This window comes from Erythrobacter sp. R86502 (genome assembly GCF_042466465.1).
In the GTDB taxonomy this organism is placed as follows: Bacteria; Pseudomonadota; Alphaproteobacteria; order Sphingomonadales; family Sphingomonadaceae; genus Erythrobacter.
On the sequence record NZ_JAXHCJ010000001.1, the window covers coordinates 1,618,515 to 1,644,745 of the forward strand.

Sequence of the window (26,231 nt, forward strand, 5' to 3'; positions counted from 1 at the left end):
TCATTCGGCCGCCAGCGCGCCGCGGACCATCGCTGCGGCTGCGGGCGTGTCCCATTCATATCCGCCCACCACGCGCAGCACTTCGCGGCCGCGCGCGTCGTAAAGAATGGTGAGCGGCAGCGCCCCTTCCGGGGTAAACTGCGCGGACAGCACGGCATCAGGATCAAGCCACGGTTCGAGACGAGCATACCCGCCCTTGACGAAGAACGGCTCCACCACTTCGGCCCCGCGCAAATCCTGGCTGACAGTCAGCACGCGCACTTCGCCATCGAGCGTGGCGGCCAGCGCATCGAGCTGCGGCATTTCCTTTACGCACGGCGCACACCACGTCGCCCACAGGTTGAGCAGTACCGGGCCATCTGTAGCCGCCAGATCCAGTGTCGCGCCCGCCGGATCGCTGAATTGCAGATCGGGGATCGGCGTCCCGGCAAACTGGCGGGTCGTCAGACCTATCGTGCTCACTGCCGGTCCGCCTGCCTCAACTGGTTGCGCTGGCGCGTCTGCCGCCCTATCGCATCCCGCCAGCAGCAGGAGCGGCAATCCGACAATGAGCGACCAGCGGGACATGACAGGCTCCGATAACAGCACGACCAACGCCATGTGGGGCGGTCGCTTCGCGGATGGCCCTAGCGCGATCATGCGCGAAATCAACGCCTCGATCCCTTTCGACAAGGCGCTGTGGCGGCAGGATATCGCCGCCAGCAAGGCGCATGTCGCCATGCTGGGCGCTGCGGGAATCATCGGGAACGAAGATGCGCTGGTGATCGCCAATGGCCTTGATGCCGTTGCTGCCGAATACGAAGCGCAGGGCGTGCCCGAAGATTGGGACCGCGAAGATATCCATATGACCACCGAAGCGCGGCTTGCCGAACTGATCGGCCCGGTCGCAGGGCGGCTTCACACCGCCCGCAGCCGCAACGATCAGGTGGCAACCGATTTTCGCCTGTGGGTGCGCGATGCAAATGCGCAGATGGACGAAGGCCTTGCCGGTCTGCAAACCGCGCTGGTCCGGCGTGCGGGCGAACATGCCGACAGCATCATGCCCGGTTTCACGCATCTGCAAACCGCGCAGCCGGTGACACTGGGCCATCATCTCATGGCCTATTACGAAATGTTCCGCCGGGACCGCGGCCGGCTGGCCGATGCGCGGGGGCGGATGAACGAATGTCCGCTGGGCAGCGCCGCGCTGGCAGGCACGGGATTTCCGATCGACCGCGACGCAACATCGCACGCGCTGGGCTTTGATCGTCCGACCGCCAATTCGCTTGATGCGGTGTCCGACCGCGACTTCGCGCTCGATTTCCTGTGGTGCTGTTCGTCAACCGCGCTGCACCTGTCGCGCCTTGCCGAAGAATTGATCCTGTGGGCCAGCCAGCCGTTCGGCTTCATCCGCCTTCCCGACAGCCTGTCGACGGGTTCGTCGATCATGCCGCAAAAGAAGAACCCCGATGCCGCCGAACTTGTGCGCGGCCATTCGGGCCGGGTAATCGGCGCATTGACCAGCCTGATGATCACCATGAAAGGCCTGCCGCTGGCCTATTCCAAGGACATGCAGGACGATAAACCGCCGGTGTTCGAAGCTGCGGGCCTCATGGCGCTTTCGGTGGCGGCGATGACAGGCATGATCGCGGGCGCAACGTTCCACACCGGCCGGATGCGGGCTGCTGCCGAACTGGGTTATGCCACTGCGACCGATCTGGCCGATTGGCTGGTGCGCGCTGCCGGCATCCCCTTTCGCGAAGCGCACCATATCACCGGCGCGGCGGTCAAACTGGCCGAACAGCGCGGCATTGCGCTTGACCAGCTTGCGCTTGACGATCTTCGCGCAATCGATGAACGGATCGACGAAAGCGTCTATGCGGCCCTGTCGGTCGATGCCTCGGTCGCGGCGCGCCATTCGTATGGCGGAACAGCGCCCGATCAGGTGCGCTTGCAGGTCGCCCGTGCGGCCCGCGTTCTGGGTCTGGAGGAATGATGGCCAAGCTTTCTGTCCTGGGCCTTGCGATGGCGGTGGCCGCGTGCGGTTCGGTTTCGCCGCTGACCCCGCCTGATGGCGCCAGCCTGCCCGATACACCCTACGGCGCCGACCAAACCCCTACTGCCGATGATCTGCTGCGCCGCGACGCGCTGGCCGCGCCTGAACGCAGTGTCGAGCTGCGCCGCCGTTCGGAAGAACGGCAGGACGACCCCTTTGATCTTCCCCCGGAATAGAAACACAGGCTTATGGATCATTTTGTCTATCGCGACGGTGTCATGCACGCCGAAGATGTGCCGCTGCCGCACATTGCCGAAGCTGTCGGCACGCCCGTCTACGTCTATTCACGCGCCACACTGGAACGCCATGCCCGCGTCTTTCGCAAAGCGCTGGAGGCTGTGCCTGACAAGCTGATTGCCTTTGCGGTCAAATCGAATCCCAACCTTGCGGTGCTTAAGGTGCTGGGCCGGCAGGGCATGGGTGCCGACGTGGTATCGGTGGGCGAAATGCGCCGCGCACTGGCCGCCGGGATCGCACCGGAGATGATTGTCTTCTCGGGCGTGGGCAAGACCGCCGCCGAAATGGTCGCCGCGCTGGAAGCAGGGATCGGCCAGTTCAACATTGAAAGCGAAGAAGAAGGCATCGAACTTGCCCGGATCGCGGCGGCCCGCGGGATGACGGCGCAGTGCACCTTGCGGATCAATCCCGATGTTGACGCAGGCACGCACGACAAGATTTCGACCGGCAAGGCCGACAACAAATTTGGCGTGCCAATCAGCGAAGCCGGGCAGATATTCGGTGTTCTTGCGGGCCTGCCGGGGGTGAACCTGCGCGGGGTTGCGGTGCATATCGGCAGTCAGTTGGCAGACCTTGCCCCACTGGAAACCGCGTTTGAAAAGCTGGGCGCGCTGGTAGCGGCGCTGCGCGGGGCGGGCCATACGATCACGCATGTCGATCTGGGCGGCGGGCTTGGCGTGCCATACCGCGTGGGCGAAGTGCTTCCTGCGCCTGCAGCTTACGGCGCGATGGTGGCGCGGGTCACGGCGGGTTGGGGCGTGAAGCTGATCTTCGAACCGGGCCGGGTCATCGCAGGCAATGCTGGCGTGCTGCTGACACAGGTGGTGCGGGTGAAGCGCGGGATTAACGATCCTTTCGTGATCGTCGATGCCGCGATGAACGATCTGGCGCGACCGGCGCTGTACGGGGCGTATCACCACTTTGAAGCGGTCAAGCCGCGCGGCGCGCAGATGACCGCCAATATCGTGGGCCCGATCTGCGAGACCGGCGATACCTTTGCGATGGGCCGCGAATGCGACCGTCTTGAGGCCGGCGATCTGGCCGTGTTCCGCACCGCAGGCGCTTATGGCGCGACGATGGCATCGTCCTACAATTCACGCGGGTTCGTTGCCGAAGTGCTGGTCGATGGCGACAAGTTCGCCGTTGTCGCCGACCGGATCGAAGCGGGCGCGATCATGGATGCCGAACGCGTGCCCGAATGGCTGGATTGAGGCATTGACAGGCACCATCGCCAGCCTGCCGCTGTTTCATCAGATTACGGGCCAGCCGGTGCTGGTTTTGGGCGATGGCCCCGCAGCAGAGCCCAAGCGGCGGCTGGTGGAACGCGCGGGCGGCGTCATCGTCAATGATCTCGCCCGCGCGATTGATGAAGGGGTGCGCATCGCCTTCATCGCGTATGATGATGCCCGCGCCTGCGAAGTCGCCGCGATCAACGCCCGCTGTGCCGGGATGCTGGTGAACGTGGTCGACCGGCCCGCCTTGTGCGATTTCACCACGCCGTCGATCCTCGACCGTGATCCGCTGCTGGTTGCGATCGGAACGGGGGGCGCATCGGCTGGTCTGGCAAAACATGTACGGTTGCGGCTGGAACGGCTGCTCCCCGAAACGCTGGGACAGCTCGCCAAGGCGCTGGAAGCGGCGCGTCCCGCCCTGCGGCAAAAGTTCCCCGATGGTGCCGACCGCAGACGCGCGGTGGACGCCGCGCTGGCGGAAAACGGCGCACTGGATCCGTTCGATGGGGCATCGTTCCAGAAGGTTGATACCTGGTTGGCCGGCGCGGAGCGACTGAGTTCGAGTGAAACCTTCGCCATCACCCTGACCAGTCCCGATCCCGAGGATCTGACGCTCAAACAGGCGCGCCTGCTCGGACAGGCCGATTTGCTGCTGATCGATGGTGCGGTCCCCACCGCCATTCTGGCCCGCGCCCGCGCCGATGCAGCGCGTGAACGGATGGGGGCGCAGGACACCGGAACCGCACAGCCTGCGGGGCTGACCCTGATCCTCCACTGGCGCCCGGCGCCCGCGGCCTAGGCGGCCTGAAGCGCCGGATATCGCAAGCTGGCAAAATACCCTGCCATCGCCGCCAATGCCTTGTCGCTCAGCGCGATGAAGGCACGGCGGCGGTCGGCAGGATCGGGGACGCGCATGAATAGGCCGGTTTCCACCATCTGCGTCAGCCACCGCAGCGCGGTTGTGGCAGGCACGCCTGCGGCAATGCAAAGCGAAGTCACCGAAACCTGCGCCCCTTCGCCGTGGGCCGCGGTCAGATCAAGCAGCATGTCCCACGCCGGATCGCCGAACAGCGCCGCATCGAAAAAGCGGCTGCGCGCATGACGGTTGGCGATGAGCTGGCGCACCACCTGCGGATCGGGCAGCGGCGGCTGCACTGCACGCGCGCCGCCCAATCCCGCTGCATCACTCGCAGAAAAAGACGCGGGTTGGCCAGCATGATATTCGCGCTTGAATTCACCCAGCGCCGATGGCCGCGCGGCTGACACCTGACCCATCCGGTCAAGCGAATGGGCGATAGCTTCGACCTGTTGCGACAAGCGGAGCAAAGCCACACGGTCTTCGTCGCCCATCTCGCGCACCCGCGCCGCGCCCGCTTCGCCCATGGCGCGGCCCACCGCAATAACCCGTTCAGCGCGGCTGGGCGCAATCAGGATCTGCGGGTTGGATTGATCGAGCACGGCAAAAACATCATCCAGTCCGGCCAGATTGGTTGCCGCAATCAGTTTGGCCCCCGAACGCGCGATCCGCATATCGAGCCGCGCAAGCCCTGCCAGCATCATCGCATCGATGCCGCGGTTGCCCGCCACGGGACAATCGACGACCACCACATCGCCCAACAGCGCAATCGGCCCTTCGAGCAACGATCGTACACAGCCGCCATCGACGCTGCGAAACCCTGCACCGTCAAGGTCCGCGCCGATCTGGCGGCGCAACGTTTCATCTTCGCCAAAGATCGCGACCCGCGCAGCCAGGCCAGCGCCGTCATCGGCCATGTCATAAGCGAAATCGGCTTGTCCGGAAGCAACGTTCAGCATGATGCGACTCCAACAATGATGGAACATGGCTAGAACAAATACGGATCATGTCAAGTATAAGTGCGTAGCGCCAAGGCGTTACGGCCGGATTTCGATCACGGTGCCATCGGGAACAAGGCGCCACAGCTCGGCAATCTGCGCGTTTGACAGTGCGATGCACCCGTCGGTCCAATCTCCCGGCATCCGCCCGGACGGCAGGCTGTTGGGCTGGCCGTGCAGGAAGATATCGCCGCCCGGCGACCGGCCGAATCGCGCCGCATGGGCGCGATCTGCCGCATTGGGATAGGAAATCTTGAGACTGAGATGATAGGCGCTGCCGGGATTGCGGCCTTCGATCACATAACGGCCTTCGGGTGTGCGTTCGTCGCCTTCGAACCGCTTGTGCCCCTGCGGTGCGTCACCGAATTGAAGGCCGCGCCAGGCTTTGACCGGTTGGCCCGCGGCATAGGCGATCAGCAACCGTTCGGATTTGTCGACGATCAGATAATCGACGTGGCTTACCCCGCGTTCGGGCACGATCCGCGCCGCCGCACGCGAAAGTGCGGGCTGCGGCGGCTGTGAGGCCGCGGTGGTCTGTTCAGCCTGCGGGGCAGCGCAGGCCGCCGCAGCGAACACCAGCAAAAGGGCGATGCGTTTCACGGCAGCAAGAGTAACCCTGCGCGCCCCCGCGGATCAATCCACAAACCGCCTAGTCGACAAAAGGATCGCGCATCAGGATCGTGTCGTCCCGTTCGGGCGAGGTCGAAACCAGCGCTACGGGGCACTCGATCAGTTCCTGGATGCGCTGGATATACTTGATCGCCGCCGCCGGCAGATCGGCATAGGAGCGCGCGCCGGCGGTGCTTTCGTGCCAGCCGGGCATTTCTTCGTAGATCGGCTCGCATTCGGCCTGATCGGCGGCGTGGCTGGGGAGGTAGTCGTAGACCTTGCCGCGCAGACGGTAGCCGGTGCAGATCTTCACCTTTTCCATCCCGTCGAGCACGTCGATCTTGGTCAGTGCAATACCGGTCACGCCGCTGATCGCGCAGGACTGACGCACCAGCACCGCATCGAACCAGCCCACGCGGCGCTTTCGCCCGGTGACGGTGCCGAATTCATGGCCGCGCTCGCCCAGACCCTGCCCGATTTCGTCTTCAAGCTCGGTCGGGAACGGGCCGGAGCCGACGCGGGTGGTGTAGGCCTTGACGATGCCCAGCACATAGCCGGTCGAATTGGGGCCAAGCCCGCTGCCCGATGCAGCGGTGCCGCTGACGGTGTTAGACGAAGTGACGAAGGGATAGGTACCGTGATCGACATCGAGCAGCACGCCCTGCGCGCCTTCGAACAGGATCTTGGCCCCGGCGCGGCGGACCTTCTTCAAACGCTTCCACACCGGCTGCGCGAACTTGAGCACGAAGGGCGCAATTTCGCGCAGTTCTTCCAGCAACGCAGCGCGATCAACCGGAAGCTGGCCGAACCCGGCGCGCAGCGCATCATGATGCGCGCAAAGCCGGTCAAGCTGCGGCTCGAGCGTATCGAGATGCGCCAGATCGCACACGCGGATCGCGCGGCGGCCCACCTTGTCCTCGTAAGCCGGGCCGATCCCGCGCCCGGTGGTGCCGATCTTGCCCTTGCCCGCGGCGGTTTCGCGCAGGCCATCCAGATCGCGGTGCAGCGGCAGGATCAGCGGGCAGTTGTCTGCCACGGCGAGGTTTTCCTCGGTAATGCTGACGCCTTGCGCTTCGACCTTGGCGACTTCGTCACGCAGGGCCCAGGGATCGAGCACCACGCCGTTGCCGATCACCGACAGCGTACCCGACACGATGCCCGAAGGCAGCAGGCTGAGCTTGTAGGTCTTGCCGTCGATCACCAGCGTGTGGCCGGCGTTGTGTCCGCCCTGGAAACGCACCACGGCATCGGCGCGGCTGGCGAGCCAGTCGACGATCTTGCCCTTGCCTTCATCGCCCCACTGGGCGCCGATCACGGTGACGTTGGCCATGTTGTTCCTTCGATGATGGCAGTGATGCAGGTGGCGATAAGCCGCGCGGGGCACTAGGCTGTCCGGGTCATGGTGGCAAGCGCGAGCCGCAATCGCGCTTTCCTACGGCGCCGGCGATGGGGCAAGGAAAACCCGTGAACCGCGTGTCTGCCCACGCCCCCCGTTACGGGCCGGGGACAGCAGATAATGGCAGGGGGGCGGTTTTCGCTTCTGAACAGTGTCTCATGTGTCTCCTACACGGCTTGGCGATGCAGGGATGATGGAGGGGAGGAATTGTCATGAACGCCGCTGCCAAAGCCCTGGCCGTTCTTGCTGCCGCCACCGCTTCAATGCCGGTTCCGATCCTTGCGCAGCAACGCGGCAGCGATACACCGCACGCCGCGGCGGCGCTTAATGCGCCCGCGTTCCTGCTGCCCTACGTCCAGCGGCCCGATGCCATCGCGCAGACCAATATGCGGGCGGATGCGAGGCTGAAGGCCGCGTTCAGATGACCGCGATCAAGCGCCCCGATCCTGAAGCGCGCGCACCGAACCTGCATCAAGCACATGGTCGCATCCCAGCGTGGCCGGGTCTTCATCCTCGGCAAGCTGCGCCACCGTGCGCCAGCCTTCACCGCGCAACTGCGACGCGGCTTGGCGATCATGGCCCAGCGGTAGCCACACCACACGGGCGGGCGACGGCTGCGGCGCGGCGTCGGCCAGACGGTCGAGATATAGCGTGAAGCCCGTGGCAGGCTCATCGCTTCCGGCAATACGGTACGTGCCGCCCCGCCCTGCGGCATGGCGCAGCCCTTCGGCATACAAGGTGAAGCCGAACCACGTCTGGTATTCGAACCCGTGGCGTTCGGTGGGGTCAAGCGTGATCCGCGCCGCATCACCGATATGTGCGGCGATCCGGGTCAACCCCTCCAGCCGCGACTTGAGCGCGCCGCCGGCATCGACATCGCGGAGCGCGGCAAGCGCGCTGTCGAACGGGCCGGTGGCGTATAGCAGCGGCAGGTATGCCGCACCGCCCGCCGCCTTCAGACCGCCTGCGTCCTTGGTGTCGAGTTCGCGGCGCACCGCCTCAATCTGGTCAGCGCCAAGGGGGAAGGCCGCGGCGCTCAGGGTATCGACAAGATCGGGCAGCGTGAAATCGACCGAGATCCCGGTCAGCCCGGCCGCCTTCAGCGCCTCGATGGCCAGCATCACCGCTTCGCTTGCGGCCGCGACGCTGTCGGCACCGATAAGTTCGGCGCCCAGTTGCAGCCGTTCGCGCGCGGGATCAAGCTGGCTTGCCGCGATCAGCACGGTGTCGCCGCAATATGCAAGACGCAGCGGACGCGGCGCGCCCTTCAGACTGGTGGAAGCGATCCGTCCGACCTGCGGGGTCATGTCACTGCGCAGCGCCAGCGTACGCAGACTGGCCGGATCGACGAAGCGGAACATCGCACGCGCTTCGCCCGGCTCCGCGCCTGCCATGCGGCCCGCCAGCGACGCCTCGAATTCGAGCAGCGGCGGACGGACGCGGTCGTAACCATGCGCGTCCAGCACATCCAGACAGGCGCGCATCGCCGCTGTAATCCGCGCAGCTTCCAGCGGCAGGCGGTCTTCCAGACCTTCAGGAAGGAGATCGTTGGGTTGGGTCATAGTCACTCACACGTCGTCACGGCGCAGGCCGATCATCCGATCCGCCTGCGCCTGTTGGCCCCGGCCTTCGCCGGGGTGACGATGAATTGCAAGCCTTCCCTAGAAAGCCAGCGCCTTGACCAGCTTCACGCCATCAAGTTTCTCGGCCTCGGTGATCACTTCGGAGGTCAGGGGTTCATCAAGGCTGAGCAGCAGCACGGCCTCGCCGCCCGCCTCGCGCCGGCCCAGATTGAAGGTGCCGATGTTGATACCGTGGCTGCCCAGAAGCGTACCGATCCGGCCGATGAAGCCCGGCTTGTCGTCATTGACGATGTACAGCATATGCCCGGCGAGTTCTGCTTCGATCCCGATGCCAAAAATCTCCACCAGACGCGGCGATTCAGCACCGAACAGCGTGCCCGCAACCGAACGCGGGCCCTGCGCGGTTTCCACCGTCACGCGAACGAGCGTGTTGAATGCCCCATCGCGGTCATGGCGGATTTCGCTGACGTCCAGCCCACGCTCCTTGGCGAGGTATGGCGCGTTGACCATGTTCACCGTGTCCGAATAGCGGCGCATGAAGCCCGACAGCACCGCTGCCGTGATCGGCTTCCCGTTCAGACCCGATGCGGCGCCTTCGCGTTCGATACTGATATGCGTGAGATTGCCATGCGCCAATTGACCGACAAGGCTGCCGAGCCGTTCTGCCAGCGCCATGTAGGGGCGCAGCTTGGGCGCTTCCTCGGCGCTCAGGCTGGGAACGTTGAGCGCATTCGTGACGCCGCCGTTGACGAGATAATCGGCGAGCTGCTCGGCCACCTGCAAAGCCACATTGACCTGCGCTTCGGTGGTGCTTGCACCCAGATGCGGGGTGCAGATGAAGCCCGGCGTGCCGAACAGCGGATGATCGGCAGCCGGAGGCTCGGTTTCGAACACGTCGAGCGCCGCGCCGGCCACCTGCCCGCTATCCAGACAATCCTTGAGCGCGGCTTCATCGATCAACCCGCCGCGCGCGCAGTTGATGATGCGGATGCCTTTCTTGGCATGTTCCAGCCGTTCGCGGCTCAGGATATTGCGGGTTTCGTCGGTCAGCGGGGTGTGCAGCGTAACAAAGTCAGCGCGGCTCAGCAGCGTGTCGAGATCGACCTTCTCGACCCCCATCTCCACTGCGCGGTCTTCGGTCAGGAACGGATCATAGGCGATAACCTTCATCCGCAGTCCCAAAGCACGGGTTGCAACGATGGAACCGATGTTGCCCGCTCCGATCAGGCCCAGCGTCTTGCCGGTGACTTCAACGCCCATGAACCCGCTTTTGGGCCATTTGCCGTCCTGCGTCTGCGCGTTGGCTTCGGGGATCTGGCGCGCCAGTGCGAACATCAGTGCGATGGCGTGTTCGGCAGTGGTGATCGAATTGCCGAAGGGGGTGTTCATCACCACGACGCCCTTGGCGCTGGCATAAGGGATATCAACATTGTCGACGCCAATGCCTGCGCGGCCGATCACCTTGAGGTTGGTGGCGGCGTCGAGGATCGCCTTCGTCACCTTGGTCGACGAACGGATGGCAAGGCCATCATACTCGCCGATCCGCGCAATCAGCTGTTCGGGGGTTTCGCCGGTGATGACATCGACATCACAGCCGCGCTCTTCGAAAATGCGCGCAGCATTAGGGTCCATCTTGTCAGAAATGAGAACTTTGGGACGGGTCATTTTGAATACCTTCCATCGTCATCCCGGAACCAATCCGGGACCGCGCGCAGCACGCGCATGGCAAATCGGGGAGAGCGGCCCCGGATCAGGTCCGGGGCGACGCAAATAGCAACGGCCTCAGCCGTTCTTGACCTTGTCGTAAGCCCATTCGATCCACGGCAGCAGACGCTTCACGTCCTCCTGCTCCACGGTCGAACCGCACCAGACCCGCAAAGATGGCGGCGCGTCGCGGTAGCCGTTGAAATCGAAGCCGACGTTGCGATCTTCCAGTAGCTTGACGATCTTCTTGGGAACGCCCGCCTTGTCGTCATCCGAAAGGCTGTCGTACCAGTCACCCTGGAACACCATGCAGACGCCGGTGTTGGTCTGCTGGGCCGGATCGGACGCCATGTTACGCAGCCACGGGGTGGCTTCGATCCAGTCCTTCACGATTTTGGCATTGGCGTTTGCCCGCTCGATCAAAGCCTTGCGCCCGCCGATCGACTTGGCCCATTCCAGCGCCGCGATGTAATCTTCGGTCGCCAGCATGGACGGCGTGTTGATCGTTTCCCCCGCAAAGATGCCGAGGTTGATCTTGTTGCCCTTCTTCATGCGGAACAGCTTGGGCATCGGCCACGGCGGATCGTAGCTTTCGATCCGCGCGACAGCCTTGGGGCTGAGGATCAGCATCCCGTGCTGCGCTTCGCTGCCCATTACCTTCTGCCAGGAATAGGTCGTGGCATCGAGCTTCGACCAGTCCATTTCCTGCGCGAAGATCGCGCTGGTGGCATCGTTGATGGTGATCCCTTCGCGGTCCGCGTCGAGCCAGTCGGTGTTGGGGATCATCGCGCCGCTGGTGGTGCCGTTCCAGGTGAACACGACATCATTGCGCTGCGGGATGGTGGTGAGATCGGGGATATCGCCGTAATCGGCGGTCAGGACTTGCAAGTTGGGCAGCTTCAACTGCTTCACCGCGTCCTGAATCCAGATATTGCCAAAGCTTTCCCAAGCAGCGACCGTGACCGGGCGCGCCGGGTCGAGCATCGCCCACATCGCCGCTTCGATTGCGCCAGTATCGGACGCGGGCATGATGCCGACAAGGTAATCGTCAGGGATGCCGAGCAGTTCGCGGCTGAGGTCAATCGCGCACTTCAAACGCGCCTTGCCCAGCGCCGAACGGTGCGAGCGGCCAAGAACTTCGGTTTGGAGCTTGTCCAGCGACCAGCCTGGGAATTTCGCCGTTGGGCCCGAAGAAAAGAAAGGGCGTTCCGGTTTGGTCGTAGGCTCGTGCTGGAGCCCGCGTGTGTACTCAGTCATGTATTCTCTCCTTGCAGAGAGCTCGCGCGGCGTTGGGACCGCGTGGCCCGCTCGCCGCACTAGAGTTGCGCAGAAAAGAGTCAACGTGAAATAACGCGGATGCGGTCGAATGTTCTTTGGCAAGGTTCGAATGGGGTCGCGGGGCCACTCGCCAAGTCCTCATAATGTCACTAAACGGGCCGTTCCATGACCACATCAGACCTTCGCATCGCCCTGTTCAGCGGCAATTATAACTACACCCGCGACGGGGCCAATCAGGCGCTGAACCGTCTGGTGGCATCGCTGCTGTCCAAGGGCGCGAAGGTGCGCGTCTATTCGCCCAAGGTCGCCAACCCCGATTTTCCCGCGACCGGCGATCTGGTGGGGCTGCCCAATGTGCCGATGCCGGTGAAGGGGCGCGGCGAATATCGGATGCCGACCCATCTGGGCGCCGCGGTAAAGCGCGACCTTGCCGAATTCGCGCCTGACATCGTCCACCTCTCCTCACCCGATCCGGCTGCCCATGCCGCGCTGCGCTGGGCGCGGGCGCACGATCTGCCGGTGCTCGCCAGCGTCCACACCCGGTTCGAAACCTATCCGCGCTATTATAACATGGCTTTCCTCGAACCGCTGATCATCAAAGGGCTGCGCCGCTTCTACAACCGCTGCGATGCGCTGGTGGCACCCTCGCAATCGATGATCGACGAGCTGCGGGCGATGGGAATGCACACCCGCATCGGACTGTGGAGCCGGGGGGTGGATCGTACGATCTTCTCGTCCGCGCGCCGCGATCCCGAATGGCGGCGCAGCCTTGGTCTTGCCGATGACGACGTGGCCATAGTCTTCCTCGGACGGCTGGTCATGGAAAAAGGGCTGGATGTCTTTGCCGAGACGATCCGCCGCCTGCGCGAAGCAGGCGCCCCGCACAAGGTGCTGGTGATCGGCGATGGCCCGGCGCGCGGCTGGTTCGAAACCAATCTGCCCGGCGCAATCTTCGCAGGGTTCAGGACGGGCGAGGCGCTGGGCGAAGCGCTTGCCAGCGGCGATGTGTTCTTCAATCCCAGCGTCACCGAAACCTTCGGAAATGTAACGCTCGAAGCGATGGCGAGCGGCCTTCCCGTGGTTGCCGCCGGTGCGACAGGTAGTGCGAGCCTAGTGGCAGAAGGCGTGACCGGCAGGCTCGTCGCGCCTACAGGGAACAAGGATACCGATGCGGACGCTTTTGCAGCCGCTCTTGCCCCCTATTGCCGCGATCCGGCCTTGCGCACCGCGCACGGCACCGCAGGGGAGACGCGGGCCTGCGAATACAGCTGGGAAGCGATCAACGCGGTGGTCGCCGATACCTATGTCGCATTGGTAAAGGAACGCCGGGCCAAGCGCGGCTGATTGCAATCAACGCAAAACACCGGACGCGGCCATGCGGCGGGTATAAACCAGCAGAATGAGCGTCACCCCCCAAATTGCCACATCCAGCGCAGGTGCTTGCATCGATTCCGGCATGGCAATCATGCCGTAGTTGTAAGCCGTCGTGCCAATCAGCCCAATCAGCGCGGCGGACATCGCATGAACCGCCCATCGCGACCGCAGCAGCAACAGCACAGATCCGGCAAAGGCGCCCCATACGCCCAGCGCCCAGAACGCGCTGACCCAGGCGGGGTAGCTCTCCATGAAGGCAATCTGATCCGGCGTCATGCCCACATCGGCCAGCATGCCGAGCCTGGTGGTCATATAGCTGAGGATGCCCATGGCGTTGAACGCCAGCGTCAGCGCACCGATCACCCAAAGATGCCAGGGTGCGCGGGCCCGGTATTTACCTGCGATTGTCATGGGTACACCCCTCCCCCACTTCCGGTGCGGCCCGGACGGGGGAGAGAATATGCCTTTGCCGCGCTTCCCGCAACGACGGCGTCACAGGCGTTCGATGCGCTTGGCCATTTCATCGATCATGTCGACGATTTCGTTGATCGTGCGTTCATCCAGCTTGCCACTGCGCGCCCGGTTCTTGAGCACCGATCCCAGATTGCCCATGGCGCGGAACAGATCGGGCGAACGGACATTTTCGGCCCGCGTGGCATGGCGGCCCAGTCGGCGCATCAGCGTTTCGACTTCATCGGTGCGGGTCGAAAGCTCCTCGCGGCCCTTGCCGGTGACGGCGAACGGCTTTTTCGCACCCTCGGCCTCGGCCTCTTCGATGACGCCTTCATCTTCAAGCAACTGCAGCGTGGGATACACCGCGCCCGGGCTTGGCGCATAGGCGCCGCCGGTCAGTTCCTCGATCTCCTTGATGAGTTCGTACCCATGGCTGGGTTTTTCAGCGATCAGCGCCAGCAGCGCCAGCCGCAGTTCACCCGATGCAAACATCCGTCCGCGCCGGCCGCGTCGGCCAGCGCCGCGTTCTTCGGCATCATCGGCATCATCACGCCAGCGGGTGTTCGCCCCGCCGGTGTCGAACTTGGGGCCCGCGAAATTCATGTTTCCGTTCATGGCCATCATTGCCATCGTTTCGGCAAACTTTTCCCAGCCGCCGCCGCGCCCATATCTGTTCCAGGTCATAACAGGTCTCCTTCACGCCTTGATACATCCAAGATATATCTTAGACCTATCTTCGCAAGGGTTGCCGATGCGTCATCTTTCCTTTTCCGCCAATGCGCCTATCAGGCCCGACGAATGACTGATCTTTTCGGACAGGATGCATCTGTGCCCCCGCCCGACGCGCCATCGGACGACGCGCCTTTGGCCGACCGCCTGCGTCCGGCGTGCCTTGCCGATGTGGTGGGGCAGGAACATCTGACCGGCCCGGATGGCGCAATCGGTCGGATGGTGGCCGCAGGAAAGCTCGCCAGCATCATTCTGTGGGGGCCGCCCGGCACCGGCAAAACCAGCATCGCCCGCTTATTGGCCGATGCGGTGGGGATGCGCTTTGCCGCCATCAGCGCCGTGTTTTCCGGAGTGGCAGATTTGAAGAAGGCCTTCGCCGAGGCTGAAAAAATGGCGCGCGCGGGCCGCAAGACACTGCTTTTTGTTGACGAAATCCACCGTTTCAACCGCGCGCAGCAGGATGGCTTTCTGCCTTATGTCGAACGCGGCGTGGTCACGCTGGTCGGGGCAACCACCGAAAATCCCAGCTTCGCGCTGAACGCCGCGTTGCTCAGCCGCGCGCAGGTCCTGGTCCTTAACCGGCTCGACGAGGCTGCGCTGGACGCCTTGCTGATCAAGGCGGAATGGCTGGAAGGCGCTCTGCCGCTGACACCTGATGCCCGGACCGCGCTGGTGGCGGGAGCCGATGGCGACGGCCGGTTTTTGCTGGGGCAGGCCGAAACGCTTTATGCTGCAAAGCTGTCCACCCCGCTCGATCCGCCTGCGCTTGGCACCTTCCTCCAACGCCGCGTGGCGGTGTATGACAAGGACCGTGACGGGCATTACAACCTTATCAGTGCCCTGCACAAAGCCGTGCGCGGCAGCGATCCGCAGGCTTCGCTGTATTACCTTGCGCGGATGCTGACGGCGGGGGAAGAACCCCTGTTCCTTGCCCGCAGGCTGGTGCGCATGGCGGTTGAAGACATCGGCTTGGCCGATCCCCACGCCCTGCCGCAATGCATGGCCGCGATGGAAGCCTACCGTTTTCTGGGCAGCCCCGAAGGCGAATTGGCGCTGGCGCAGGCGTGCGTCTACCTGGCCACTGCGCCCAAATCGAATGCGGTTTACAAGGCGCAGAAAGCCGCATGGAAATCAGCCAAGGACACCGGCAGCCTGATGCCGCCGATGAACATCGTCAACCCGGCCACCGGCCTCATGGAAAGCCTCGGCTATGGCAAGGGTTACACCTATGACCATGATACGCCCGAAGGCTTTTCGGGCGACAATTACTGGCCCGAAGAGATGGAGGCGCAGACCTTCTACACTCCGGTCGAACGCGGGTTTGAGCGTGAGGTGAAGAAACGGCTCGACTACTGGGACAAATTGCGGGCCGAGCGGGGATGACCCGGTTCAGCCATTTTCTGGCGGTCGACTGGTCAGGCGCCAAAGGAACGCGGCAAAAAGGTATCGCAGTGGCGGTTGCGCAGGCGCATGGCGGGCCGCCCGCGCTGGTTGCCCCGCCTGACATCAAAGGCTGGGCGCGGACCGAGGTGCTGGTGCTGCTAAGATCCTTAACTGAACCGACGCTCGTCGGCCTCGATCTTGGGATCAGCCTGCCCCATGCCGACGCAGGCGCGTTCTTTCCGGATTGGCACGCCTCGCCGCCCGACGCGCGCGCGCTGTGGCGGTTAATCGATACCCTGTGCACGCATGACCCAAATTTCGAAGCAACGGGGTTTCTCGCGCATACCGAGGCTGCGCGCTATTTCCGTCACGGCGCGGGAGCCGAGGGCGATCGATTTCTTCTGCCCGGCGCCGCTACCCGCGAAGGCCGCTTTCGCATCGCCGAACACGCGCAGCGATCGGCGGGCGTGCGGCCGGTGAGCAATTTCAACCTCGTGGGCGCAGCGCAGGTCGGCAAGTCAAGCCTGACAGGGATGCGGATGCTGCATCATGTGGCAGGCAAGGTTCCCGTCTGGCCGATCGACCCACTTCCCGCAGAGGGATCGGTCGTGACCGAAATCTACACCGCCATGGCCGCGCGGTTGGGCGGCGTGAAGGGCACGGCGACCAAGCTGCGCAGTTACGAAGCGCTCAACGATGCGCTGGACACATTGGGCTCGCCGCCGGTTCCCGGTACGGGCCATGTTGACGATCATTCATCCGATGCGTTGCTGACCGCGGCGTGGCTGCGGCACGTGCATTCTGACCGGGCAATGTGGCACCCTGCCCGCCTGACGCCAAAGATCGCATGCACCGAGGGCTGGACTTTCGGCGCAGTCTGATACAATGGCGCGGCACGGAGCGCCGGCTTAGCTCAGTTGGTAGAGCACCTGATTTGTAATCAGGGGGCCGCGGGTTCGAATCCTGCAGCCGGCACCGTCACCTCACCAACAGCTATCACCAGCATCACACCGTCATCGACATGCCGCGATAGATCCGCGCCCGATACCGCGAATCTTCGGCATCGGGTAGCGGTGCGCCCAGCAGCAGCACCGCGCGCGCAAATCGGCGCACTTCTTCCAGATGTTCGTCCAGATCGCGCGGTTCTTCGGATTGCACGCGGCGGGTCAGGTTGATCTGGTTGACCGGCACATCATGTACGAGCCGTTCATTCTCCACTGCCAGCGTCGCGGTGAATGCATGAAGCGTGGTCTTGATGAAGTTCGCCAGCGCAAAAGCGGGCGATTTGTCACCCATCGGCACGTCGGGGCTGGTCAGCACCAGCTGGCAATCATCGTAAAGCGAAGCGCGGCGCGCCACACGGAAATGGTGCGTGAGATTGTCGCCGATCATCTCGCGGAATTCATCGGGTGTCAGCGGACCGGCGCTATCGAACAGCTTGTCCGGTAACGCGGCACACGGGGTCGACAGGATGGTGGTGGGCCTGCCCCATGTCAGCAGCGCCTCGTCCATCGCCGCCTCGATATGGCTGGAGACGACCAGCGATGTCAGCGCATCAGCGGTTTCGCTTTCCAGCAGCGCCCGCACCGCAGCGTAGCCTTCGGCGCTGCGGCTGATCAGCACCACATTGGCGACATGGCAATCTTCGATGAAGGCGCGCGCGGTTTCGGCAAGATAATCGGTCAGATGCTCGCCGATGATCCACACCGTCTTGCCCCGCATCTGGTCGAGCCGTTCCTGCTTCGGACTGCCGAACAGTTCACGCTCGGTTGTCGAACGTTCGACGCTGAGCCCGCCCGATGGCATGAAGGTCTCGCCCGAAACCGCGCGGTCGGCGAGGAAGAATACGGTCGCCTGAGCCACGTCATGCTCGGTCGGCATCTTGCCGAGATAGAGCTTCGACAGCACCCCGGTGCCAACCTTCTTGGCCTCGACCGCGATCTTGTCCGCGGGCAGGAAGGGCGAATCTTCGGGCGGGACGCGCATCAGCCAGTCGGCGTCAGCCTCTGGCGTGGCGGGACGGTCGTTCCACTCGGGCGCATCAAGCAGCAGGCCAGCCTGCCGGAAGCGTGCCACCAATGCTGCGGCAATGCTGGGGGTGAGCAGATATTTGTCCCAGCTGCACGTGCCATCGCCTTCGCGCGCGCAGGCCAGCGCCAGATCGCGCAATTCGCGCGGGTTGTTGGTGTCGTGGCTCATCTTGACGGTGTCGTTGCGCGCCAGCCGCGCCAGCACCGCTTCCACCCGCACCCCCCGCCGGATCGCCTTGATCGCGGCAGCGTGAACGGCGTTCAACCGTTTGTTGGCGAGGATCAGCTTGCCGCGCCGCTCGAACAATCCGGGTTTACCGCCGGTGCCGGACAGGCGGTCGCCGTCCACAGGGCCGGGGGCGATGGCGTTGAACTGCACCTCCGGCCCCAGATAGCGCGCCATGCTTTCCACCATCGCGCGCTGCCCGGCCTTGCTGACGGCGTAATCCGCGCGGTTGGGATAGGCGACCGCGAGGTATTTCTCGCCCCCGAAATAGGACGAGACGTTAAGGATATAGCCCGAACCCTGTGCCTTCATCAGCGGCGCAACGTGGTGCATTAGGAAGTAGTTCGAGACCAGATTGGCATCGAGCGTGTAGTTCCAGGCATCGACCCCCATGTCGACGACCATGTCTTCCGCGCCCGCGACCCCGGCGTTGTTGATGAGATAATCGATCCGCCCGAAAGCCTTCAGCGTCGCATCGACCGCGCCTTTCAGGCTTTCAAAATTGCTGACGTCGACATCGGCCAGCGTCTGCACCCGGCGCTCAACGCCGGCAAAGCCGATATCCTCCAACTCGCTGACGATCCGCGCCCGCGCCGCCGCGAGTTCGCTTTCGCGCCGGGCGACCATCATTACCTTGCCGCCCGCCAGCGCCAGCAGACGCGCAACCTGCCCGCCGATCCCGGCCGAGCCGCCAGTGATCAGCGCGACCTTGCCCAGATGCAGCCCGGTGATGTTTTCCGAAAAGCCCGGCATGGCCTTCCGCGCCCCCGTCGCCTCACCGATGTTGGCAGGGACATAAAGCGTGATTTCGCCCAGCTTGCTTTCCTTCAGCAGGATGCGCGCTGCGTGGCCCGCGGTGAAGCGGATGTTTTCAGCCTCGGTATTCGTGAAGCGCACGATCTGGTTGCCCCATGCGGCCTGGCGGCGACGCCCATGTGCTGCGTCGATCGCGCTTTCGTCGCGCCAGATGCGGATCAGCTGTTCGGTCGCGGCGCGCAGGATGTGACTATAGACATTCCCCTTCCCATCGCTGGCATGGCTCACGAACACAAAGCGTGGCGGTTGCAGCAGATTGTCGTGCCGCTTCCAGTAGCGGCTCATGGTGCGGGCCAGCGCCATGTTGCCCGCCAGTTCCGCGTCCATCAGCGCTTCCACTACGCTGTCATCCGCGTGGGTCAATGTGCCCGTGAGTTCGCCTGCGCTGAGGGCTGGCAGGAACAGCGCCCCGCTGATGGGGGTGCCGGCCTGGGTATAATCGTCCAGCGCGCTTTCCATGCCCGTTGGATCATTCCGGCTGAAGCGGATGATCGCCAGCTTGTCCGACAGACCCAGCGCGGCGCAGCGCTTTTCGGCAATTGCCACGTCGGCGGCGCGCGGCAGGCCAAGCACGACTTCCGCGCCGCACGCCAGTTGCACCTGCGCGATGTCCAGCGCCTCTTCGAAGTTGTCTCCCGCCGCGATCAGTACGGCAAGGCCCGTACCATCCATCGATCGCATCGTGGGACGCGCCAGATAGGTTGCACGGTCTTCCTTGCGCACGGTCATCCCGTGCGTGACTTCAAAATCGTGGCCGTTGTACGCCGCGCTTTCGTCCGAGCCGAGGAAGACGCAGGTCGCGGCAATATCGGTCGGCGTCGGGAACGTCTTGGCCTTGTCGTTCCCGCCGGTGGCCCGTTCCAGGCTCATCATGTCGAAGAACTGGTTTGCAGTGGTGCCACCGTCGTCCCCGCGCGCGGCGTCCATTGCGGCAAATACGGTGCGGATACGTTCGCTTTCGATCGGGCCGGGATAGATCAGATTCACGCGGATGCCCTGCGGCCCGAGTTCCAGACTCAGCTCACGGCTCCAGGCATTCATCGCAGCCTTGGGGACAACATAAGCGGCCCGCGCATAATACGGCGTACGGCTGAAGATCGTCGAGACGTTGATGATCGACCCGCCTTCGGGCATGTGCGGCGCGGCAGCGCGCGCGACGTTGAAGGCGACGCCAAAGATATTGCGCAACGCATCGCTGACTGTTTCAGTATCGCTGGCGGCGCGTTCCTCAGCCGATAGGGGAAGCTGTTCGATCGGCTGTTTTGGGCCTGCGCTTCCGGCATTGTTGACGAGGATATCGATCCGGCCAAACCGTTCCACCACATCGGCAATCGCAGCGCGAACCGATGCCATGTCGCCGCCATCAAGTGTCGCTGTGCTGAGCCGTGAAGGATCCGCCCCGGTGGCTTTCAGCAATGCATCGGCCGCGGCCTGCGTGCGTTCGGGTGTGCGGCCGGTCATCACCACGGTGGCGCCTTCGGCCAGAAAATCCGCCGTGATATGCCCCCCCAAATTGCCGGCCGCGCCCGTGACCAGCGCAATCTTGCCAGCCAGACGTCCCGAAACATCGCCTTGCAAGGCAGGTGCGGCCGCGGCGCTCTTCAATTTTGCCATTGGGAACTCTCCTCACAAGATTGCTGCAATTTGTATTTTTGCTGTTCGTTCAAACCCTGGGGAGGAGAGCTTCGAACGTTTCATGCACGGCATCGCCCGGTTCAAACGCCCGGTTCGCCCGATTGCGTCGCCGCCCACGCTTCCAGCAGCGCATCGCGGCTTCTGAGGCCCATCTCGGGTAACGCATGGTTGACCACATAGGTCGATCCGGTGTGGCGGTTGTCCCACATCGCCTGATGCGCTTCGGGCAAGCCGTCCCACGGGACAACTTCCGGCTCGGTCACTTCGAGCAGCCCGGCGGCGATCATGTCGTTCATCCGAGCGACTTCGTAAGCGTTGCAGAGGTGCGTGCCGAAGATCTGGGCGGTCGGCATGAATATCCGGCGCTGGCGGGTCCAGACCTGCGGGGCGTAGAAAGTGAAGCGGCAGCCGGTCAGGTCCTCGGCAAAGATCACGCGGCCCGTGAAGGGTTTCACCAGCGAGGTCGAGATGCCGAGCGTGTCCTGCCCGGCCCGCTCGAACACCAGATCGGGGTTGCCGCGCGGGTTGTCGGGCGAGCGCAGGATCTTGCCCACCGCCGATCCGAAGGGCTTCATCACCCGGTCCTGATAGTCGCGCACCGCCGCCTTGAAGACCTCGATATCGGCCTTGGCGTCCGGCAGGCGCGGCATGGTGTCGGGCCAGAGGAAATTCGCGCCCTCCCGCCTGCGGATCGCTTCAAGGCTGACGATGCCTTCAATCGCATCTTCCAGCCCCAGCGATTGCAGGAATTCACGCTGGCCGTCGGTGGTGGTGGCGATCACGCTGCGGGCGTTGAAGCGCCGCGCGGCTTCGATCATTTCGAGTCCCGTCTCGTCGAGCAATTCCTTGCTGCCCGGCCCGTAGTAGATCAGCACCGCCTCGCCCCCGCGAAGGCTCGCGCGGCGCAGCATTTCTTCAGGGGAAGCCGTGCCCTGCTTGCCCATGAAGCTGAAGTGATAGCCCGAAGACGCGCCGTAGAAGGCCAGCGTGCCGCCTTCTTCCAGCAGTTGGAACGAGCGCGGAAAGGCCGTCTCGCCCGCGTGGCTCACCACGTAATCGGCGAGCTTGCCGCCGTTCAAGGCCTTGTATTCCTCGACCAGCGGGGCGCCTGCGGCTTCCCACTTTTGTGCCTCGGCCTTGTCCTCGGGCACCACGGTGTAGAGCCCCGCGAACCGCGCATCCTTGCGGTTGATCGCGCCTACCGCGCCCTGCACCTCGGTGATAAACTGCGCGCGTTCTTCCGATGACACCAGCCCCGTCACCTGCAAGCCCGTGCGCACTGAAGACCGCAGCGCATCGAGCCCCGTCCCCGTCGCCGCGCCTTCCACGAACAGCGTCCGCCCCGGAGCGATCTGAAGCGTCGTGAACAGGCAGCGCGCGATGGTGCCGAGGTTCAGCACATAGCTCCCCGCCTGCTCCAGCGTCAGATCCGGCGGCACCTTGTGCATCTGCGGGGCCTGCACGGTCAGGAACTGTGCATGGCTTCCCGTCTTGGTCTCGTAACCCTGAATGCTGAAATCGGCATACATCGGATCATTGCCGACCAGCGGGCTGAGCAGATCATTCGTTCCCGAATAGACCGTCACCAGATCGCCGACTTTGATCCGCCCCTGCGCCCGCGTCTCGCTGCCGAGCGCCGCGACCAGCGCGATCCCGCCCGAGCCGGTGATCTGCACATCTTCCTCATGGGAATCGAAGGGCGACACCGGGATGCCGGTCAACGCCCAGATGTCGTTGAAGTTGACTTCGCTGGTCAGCATGTAGAGCAGCGCCTCGTTGGGCGCAGGCTCGGGGGTTGTGACGATCAGCTCCTTTTCGTGGCTCGCCGGGGGGCCGAAGCGCGGCTGGCCCGTGTCGGGATCGCGGGCGATGCCGAAAGCATATTGGTGACGCGGGATCGGGGTCACGCCGGGATAGAATGGCGCTCCTAAAGGAAGCAGCTCGCCTGCCGCTTCCAACGCCTGCGCACGCATTTCGTGCTCCGCGTCGATCCACACGCCATCGCGCCGCACCGGGAGCGGAGGGGCAATTTTGTCCATGAATTGCTTAATGCCGGTCTTGCCGCCTTCGGGATCGACGATGGCTTCGGCAAACAGCGCGGCTTCTTTGGCGAGTCCCGCCTTCATCCCCTGTTCAAGACCCACGCGCACCGCTTCCAGCGCCCGTGCACCTGCTGCCCCGCGTCCTGCCCAATCGAGTTGGCGCAAGATGCGCTGGAGGAAATCATCCGCCATTACGCCATCCAGACCAACTTCCGCAGCGGTGTCCCAGCGCTCCACCGCTGCCTGCCGTTCGGCAAAGGCCGCGCCCAGCGGGCTGTCCTCGCCGTGCTTCGCATAGTCACGCACCGCCGCATGGGCTGCCGCCAGCGCATCCGCTGATCCGCCGACCAGTTCATCGACGAAACCGATGGCTTCGGCCGCATCCGCATCAATGCTGCGCCCGCCAAGGATCAGGTCCATCGCATCGCGCAATCCCTCCTCCCCGCGCCGGTCGATCAGCAGGCGCGGCAGGCGCTGTGTCCCGCCATAGCCGGGCAGCAGCCGCAGGCGGATCTCGGGCTGGCCGAAGCGCGCGACCGGCTCGGCAATGCGGTAATGGCAGGCCAGCGCGAACTCCATGCCGCCGCCCAGCGCCACGCCCTGCACCGCTGCGACGCAAGGCTTGCCCATGCGCTCGATCGTGCGGAAGGCGAGGTGCGCGTTGTTGGGCAGCACCAGCGCCTCTTCGCGGGTATGGATTTCCTCGAGCATCTGGCGGATATCCGCGCCTGCGACGAAGGACGATGTCCCCTCACCAGTAAACACCACCGCGACGACGTTGTCGTCCCGCGCCAGCGTCGAAGTGACCAGCACCAGCTCGTCAATCGCGCGTTCGTTCAGCGCGTTGACCGGCGGATTGGCGACCGTGACGGTCGCCACCTGCTTGCCGGGCGCGCCAAGGTGATCAAGCGTGTTGTATTGCACGAGAAAATAGCGGTGACGATCAAACAGCGCCTGTTCGTCCGAAAGGCGCTGTTTGCGCTGCCAGTCGCCGATCACCTTGCGCAATTCGTCGAGCGCCTCGGGGTTGCGCAGGGTTGTAACGTCGCCGACGTCCTCGTCCACCACCAGTGCGCGCACCATGCGGCGCATATATTTGCCCGAGCGGGTTTCTGGGAACTGGCTGACCTCGATGAAGTCGGCGGGCACCGCGACCGCGCCCTTTTCGGTGCGCACGAGGTCGAACAAACGGCGCTTGTCGTCGATCGTCAGCTTGCGCCCGGCAACCGGTACCACGAAGGCGAGCGGGATCAGCCCCTTTTCGCGGTGCGGCGCGCCGACCACCAGCACGTTGCCGACCGGCGAGTCCGGCGCCAGCGCCTTGTCGCGCAGCACCGCACCTTCGATTTCCTCGGTTCCCATGCGGTGGCCCGAGACGTTGATGACGTCGTCCGACCGCCCGTGGAGCGAGAATGAGCCGTGATCGTGGTGGATGGCGAAATCGCCTTGGGTGTAGGCCCATGCGCCTTTCCAGCGCTTCCAGTAGCCATCCTCCCAGCGTGCGGCATCGCCGCGCCATGCAGGATCAACCCGGCCATCTTTAACCTTGAAGCCAGCAATATCGCCCCAGATCGTGCGCGCCAGATAGGGATAGGGCGCGGCGATCACGATCTCGCCCTTTTCGCCCATATCCGCGCGTCGCCAAGGCACACCGCCATCTTCAGTGCGGGGGAACGGCGCATCCCCAGCCCCTGGCGCGTCCGCATCCTCCACCCACACGTCGCCCACAATCCACGGCAGCGGATAGGCGTGCGCATCGGGACGCAGCGGGAAATCGTCATTGCCGAACATGTGGGTCCACGCGATCCCGCCATGCTCGGTTGCCCAGTACGAATTGATGTAGCGCGGCGTCACGTGCTCCATCCCGAAGGCCTGCACGCTAGGGCTGACGGGTTCTGCGCAGAACGTGGCCACACGCAGCCCGCTCATGTCGTAGCGTTGCAGTTCGGCAAGGTTGGCCGGATCGGACATGATCGCCTTGAGGAAGGTCACACCCGCCTTGAAGATCGTGACATTGTGCCGCTCGATCATTGAGGCGAACCTGCCTGCATGCGGGAACACCGGCGAACCTTCGGAAACGAGGCTTGTCACCCGTGTCATCAGCGGCGCGCAGATGAGGTAGCTTTGCCCGGTGATCCAGCCCGGATCGGCGACCACGAACAGCGTGTCGCCGGGGCGCGCGTCAAAACTGACCTTCATCGTCTCAGCAATGCCCGCCGCATAACCGTGCGAATGGACGATTCCCTTGGGCTTTCCGGTGCTGCCCGAGGTGTAGATGAAGAACATCGGATAGTCCGCATCGACCGGCATCGGCTTGGACGACGCCCAGATGGCGCGGACGAAATCGGTGTCCGAAAGCGCCAGCAGATCGGCTTCGGAGCTGACGTCAAACCCTGCGCGCCGCGCTGTCTCCAGCAAAGTGGCCAGCGCGGCGTCGGTCAGCTCGTGGCTCCAGCGGTCGCGTTCCTCGCGCCAGATCACGTCGGGCTGTGCGGTGTGGCGGCACACGATCACCGCCTCCACGCGCGGCGGCAGCGTGACGAGGCTGGAGGCTATTGCGATCCGCACGCGGGCAGCGTCTGCGGTGCTGATCCGCCCTTCGGCACCAAGGTTGATCAGCGCCCGGCCTACTCCGCGCATCACGTCTGAACGATCAACGGTAATCTCGCCCGAAAGCGCTTCGCGCACGGTATCGACGATGGTTGCGGCGTCATCGGCAGGAAGCCCCATGTCGAGGGCCGACAGGATATCCAGCGCGGTCGTCACCGGCACGAAGTTATCAAGCGCCGGGTCGGTGTAGGCATTCTTGAACGCGGCCACCTGCGCGTTGCGGTAACTGCCATCAGACGTGACGATCACCCTTGCGCCCGTATCGGCAATGCGATCGGAGAGCGTCTTGTCGGAGAACCCGCCGAATACCGCGGTATAGACCACCCCCATCCGCTTTGCCGCTTCGGTCCAGTAGATCTGCGGAATGATGCTTGGCATGTTCAACGCCATGCGGTCGCCGGGTTTGAGGCCCAGGGTTTTCAGGGCAACCGCGCATTTTGCCACCTCAAGCATCAGCCTCTTGCGGCTGACGGCAAAGCAATCGATCGGCGCACCCTTGCCGCCGCCCGCCGACATGTCCCAGCGGTCTCCTTCAAAGATCAACGCCGCTTCATCGCCATGACCGCTGAGCACATGGCGGTCGATTTCGGAAAATGCGGCATTTGTCCGCCCCCCGACAAACCAGCGCCAGTGCGGTGCCTGCGACCCGTCAAAACCTGTATGCCAAGGCATGAAGTCTTGCGACAGGTCGGGGCTGACAGGGGCAGCGGTGGCGGCATCCCAGCCATGCCAGTGCCCATCATCGTCACGCGCAATCCATGCGCCCGCAGCGCCGATGTCGGCCATGAACCAGTGCATATTGCGCGCGGCGATGTCGCCGTGGAATGCACCCGGATTTGCCAGTGCGGCAGTTCGCATCCGGTGCCAGTCGGCGCGGGTACGCACGGGATTGGTCAGCGCCTGCGGCGCGCTCGCAAGCAAGGTGGTCACAGAAATGGCGCAGTCCCCCCAATGGTGACGACAATTCGCTGCGCGCGATCCCTGACGCTTGGCGGTTATGCAGTA

Annotated in this window: 19 protein-coding genes and 1 tRNA gene; 9 read left to right on the forward strand and 11 right to left on the reverse strand. The window is 64.1% G+C overall.

What is annotated here, in order from left to right; genetic code table 11:
• Positions 1–462: a TlpA family protein disulfide reductase gene (locus SJY33_RS07870; RefSeq protein ID WP_379922199.1), complete on the reverse strand. Its 462-nt coding sequence runs from the start codon at positions 460–462 to the stop codon at positions 1–3.
• 136 nt (positions 463–598) lie between these two features.
• Here SJY33_RS07870 and argH point away from each other — a divergent pair, with 136 nt between their 5' ends.
• The 4 genes from argH to SJY33_RS07890 are packed head-to-tail and all read left to right on the forward strand — an operon-like array spanning position 599 to position 4,303.
• Positions 599–1,975 (forward strand): argininosuccinate lyase, encoded by a 1,377-nt coding sequence (argH, locus tag SJY33_RS07875; RefSeq protein WP_379923551.1) that lies wholly within the window; start codon positions 599–601, stop codon positions 1,973–1,975.
• Entirely contained in the window at positions 1,972–2,211 is a 240-nt protein-coding gene (locus tag SJY33_RS07880; RefSeq protein ID WP_379922200.1) for a hypothetical protein, read from the forward strand. Before argH ends, SJY33_RS07880 begins: the two co-directional genes overlap by 4 nt.
• A 12-nt stretch (positions 2,212–2,223) precedes the next feature.
• Positions 2,224–3,483, forward strand: coding sequence for a diaminopimelate decarboxylase (gene lysA / locus SJY33_RS07885; protein WP_379922202.1), 1,260 nt, complete (start codon positions 2,224–2,226; stop codon positions 3,481–3,483).
• Entirely contained in the window at positions 3,452–4,303 is an 852-nt protein-coding gene (locus tag SJY33_RS07890) for a bifunctional precorrin-2 dehydrogenase/sirohydrochlorin ferrochelatase (protein ID WP_379922204.1), read from the forward strand. The genes lysA and SJY33_RS07890 overlap by 32 nt, the downstream gene beginning before the upstream one ends.
• Here SJY33_RS07890 and SJY33_RS07895 read toward each other — a convergent pair.
• The 3 genes from SJY33_RS07895 to SJY33_RS07905 form a co-directional block, all read right to left on the reverse strand.
• Positions 4,300–5,319, reverse strand: a complete 1,020-nt coding sequence (locus SJY33_RS07895; RefSeq protein WP_379922207.1) for a winged helix DNA-binding protein — start codon at positions 5,317–5,319, stop codon at positions 4,300–4,302. The genes SJY33_RS07890 and SJY33_RS07895 overlap by 4 nt on opposite strands.
• Before the next feature lie 78 nt (positions 5,320–5,397).
• Complete coding sequence (locus tag SJY33_RS07900; protein WP_379922209.1) at positions 5,398–5,958, reverse strand: murein L,D-transpeptidase family protein; 561 nt, start codon at positions 5,956–5,958, stop codon at positions 5,398–5,400.
• Positions 5,959–6,007: 49 nt separating this feature from the next.
• Complete coding sequence (locus SJY33_RS07905; RefSeq protein WP_379922211.1) at positions 6,008–7,297, reverse strand: adenylosuccinate synthase; 1,290 nt, start codon at positions 7,295–7,297, stop codon at positions 6,008–6,010.
• A 278-nt stretch (positions 7,298–7,575) separates the two neighbouring features.
• Between SJY33_RS07905 and SJY33_RS07910 the strand changes: the two genes are divergently transcribed.
• A complete protein-coding gene (locus SJY33_RS07910; protein ID WP_379922214.1) occupies positions 7,576–7,788 on the forward strand; it encodes a hypothetical protein in 213 nt (70 codons plus the stop codon).
• 6 nt (positions 7,789–7,794) lie between these two features.
• On the opposite strand, the gene SJY33_RS07915 is transcribed toward SJY33_RS07910, so the two are convergent.
• The 3 genes from SJY33_RS07915 to SJY33_RS07925 form a co-directional block, all read right to left on the reverse strand.
• A complete protein-coding gene (locus SJY33_RS07915; RefSeq protein WP_379922216.1) occupies positions 7,795–8,925 on the reverse strand; it encodes an ATP phosphoribosyltransferase regulatory subunit in 1,131 nt (376 codons plus the stop codon).
• A 99-nt stretch (positions 8,926–9,024) separates the two neighbouring features.
• Positions 9,025–10,611, reverse strand: coding sequence for a phosphoglycerate dehydrogenase (gene serA / locus SJY33_RS07920; protein ID WP_379922218.1), 1,587 nt, complete (start codon positions 10,609–10,611; stop codon positions 9,025–9,027).
• 117 nt (positions 10,612–10,728) lie between these two features.
• Positions 10,729–11,907 (reverse strand): phosphoserine transaminase, encoded by a 1,179-nt coding sequence (locus SJY33_RS07925; RefSeq protein WP_379922220.1) that lies wholly within the window; start codon positions 11,905–11,907, stop codon positions 10,729–10,731.
• A 186-nt stretch (positions 11,908–12,093) separates the two neighbouring features.
• On the opposite strand from SJY33_RS07925, the gene SJY33_RS07930 reads away from it, so the two are divergent.
• Complete coding sequence (locus SJY33_RS07930) at positions 12,094–13,272, forward strand: glycosyltransferase family 4 protein (protein ID WP_379922221.1); 1,179 nt, start codon at positions 12,094–12,096, stop codon at positions 13,270–13,272.
• A 6-nt stretch (positions 13,273–13,278) separates the two neighbouring features.
• On the opposite strand, the gene SJY33_RS07935 is transcribed toward SJY33_RS07930, so the two are convergent.
• Positions 13,279–13,713, reverse strand: coding sequence for a hypothetical protein (locus SJY33_RS07935; protein WP_379922222.1), 435 nt, complete (start codon positions 13,711–13,713; stop codon positions 13,279–13,281).
• A gap of 81 nt (positions 13,714–13,794) precedes the next feature.
• Positions 13,795–14,439, reverse strand: coding sequence for a PadR family transcriptional regulator (locus SJY33_RS07940; RefSeq protein ID WP_379922223.1), 645 nt, complete (start codon positions 14,437–14,439; stop codon positions 13,795–13,797).
• Between the two features lie 114 nt (positions 14,440–14,553).
• Here SJY33_RS07940 and SJY33_RS07945 point away from each other — a divergent pair, with 114 nt between their 5' ends.
• The 3 genes from SJY33_RS07945 (at position 14,554) to SJY33_RS07955 (ending at position 16,842) form a co-directional block, all read left to right on the forward strand.
• A complete protein-coding gene (locus SJY33_RS07945; protein WP_379922224.1) occupies positions 14,554–15,867 on the forward strand; it encodes a replication-associated recombination protein A in 1,314 nt (437 codons plus the stop codon).
• Positions 15,864–16,748, forward strand: a complete 885-nt coding sequence (locus tag SJY33_RS07950; protein ID WP_379922225.1) for a hypothetical protein — start codon at positions 15,864–15,866, stop codon at positions 16,746–16,748. The genes SJY33_RS07945 and SJY33_RS07950 overlap by 4 nt, the downstream gene beginning before the upstream one ends.
• Positions 16,749–16,769: 21 nt before the next feature.
• Positions 16,770–16,842 (forward strand) — tRNA-Thr (locus SJY33_RS07955).
• 30 nt (positions 16,843–16,872) lie between these two features.
• Here the strand turns inward: SJY33_RS07955 and SJY33_RS07960 are convergent.
• Positions 16,873–20,553, reverse strand: a complete 3,681-nt coding sequence (locus SJY33_RS07960; protein ID WP_379922226.1) for an SDR family oxidoreductase — start codon at positions 20,551–20,553, stop codon at positions 16,873–16,875.
• Between the two features lie 101 nt (positions 20,554–20,654).
• On the reverse strand, positions 20,655–26,156 hold the full coding sequence (locus tag SJY33_RS07965; protein WP_379922227.1) for an AMP-binding protein: 5,502 nt from the start codon (positions 26,154–26,156) through the stop codon (positions 20,655–20,657).
• Positions 26,157–26,231 lie beyond the last annotated feature (75 nt).

Coding starts and splice junctions, on each gene's coding strand:
- SJY33_RS07930 (WP_379922221.1), top strand. CDS start 12,094: ATGACCACATCAGACCTTCGCATCGCCCTGTTCAGCGGCAATTATAAC.
- SJY33_RS07945 (WP_379922224.1), top strand. CDS start 14,554: ATGACTGATCTTTTCGGACAGGATGCATCTGTGCCCCCGCCCGACGCG.
- SJY33_RS07910 (WP_379922214.1), top strand. CDS start 7,576: ATGAACGCCGCTGCCAAAGCCCTGGCCGTTCTTGCTGCCGCCACCGCT.
- SJY33_RS07940 (WP_379922223.1), bottom strand. CDS start 14,439: ATGACCTGGAACAGATATGGGCGCGGCGGCGGCTGGGAAAAGTTTGCC.
- lysA (WP_379922202.1), top strand. CDS start 2,224: ATGGATCATTTTGTCTATCGCGACGGTGTCATGCACGCCGAAGATGTG.
- SJY33_RS07880 (WP_379922200.1), top strand. CDS start 1,972: ATGATGGCCAAGCTTTCTGTCCTGGGCCTTGCGATGGCGGTGGCCGCG.
- SJY33_RS07950 (WP_379922225.1), top strand. CDS start 15,864: ATGACCCGGTTCAGCCATTTTCTGGCGGTCGACTGGTCAGGCGCCAAA.
- SJY33_RS07890 (WP_379922204.1), top strand. CDS start 3,452: ATGCCGAACGCGTGCCCGAATGGCTGGATTGAGGCATTGACAGGCACC.
- SJY33_RS07960 (WP_379922226.1), bottom strand. CDS start 20,553: ATGGCAAAATTGAAGAGCGCCGCGGCCGCACCTGCCTTGCAAGGCGAT.
- argH (WP_379923551.1), top strand. CDS start 599: ATGTGGGGCGGTCGCTTCGCGGATGGCCCTAGCGCGATCATGCGCGAA.
- SJY33_RS07895 (WP_379922207.1), bottom strand. CDS start 5,319: ATGCTGAACGTTGCTTCCGGACAAGCCGATTTCGCTTATGACATGGCC.
- SJY33_RS07905 (WP_379922211.1), bottom strand. CDS start 7,297: ATGGCCAACGTCACCGTGATCGGCGCCCAGTGGGGCGATGAAGGCAAG.
- serA (WP_379922218.1), bottom strand. CDS start 10,611: ATGACCCGTCCCAAAGTTCTCATTTCTGACAAGATGGACCCTAATGCT.
- SJY33_RS07915 (WP_379922216.1), bottom strand. CDS start 8,925: ATGACCCAACCCAACGATCTCCTTCCTGAAGGTCTGGAAGACCGCCTG.
- SJY33_RS07935 (WP_379922222.1), bottom strand. CDS start 13,713: ATGACAATCGCAGGTAAATACCGGGCCCGCGCACCCTGGCATCTTTGG.
- SJY33_RS07925 (WP_379922220.1), bottom strand. CDS start 11,907: ATGACTGAGTACACACGCGGGCTCCAGCACGAGCCTACGACCAAACCG.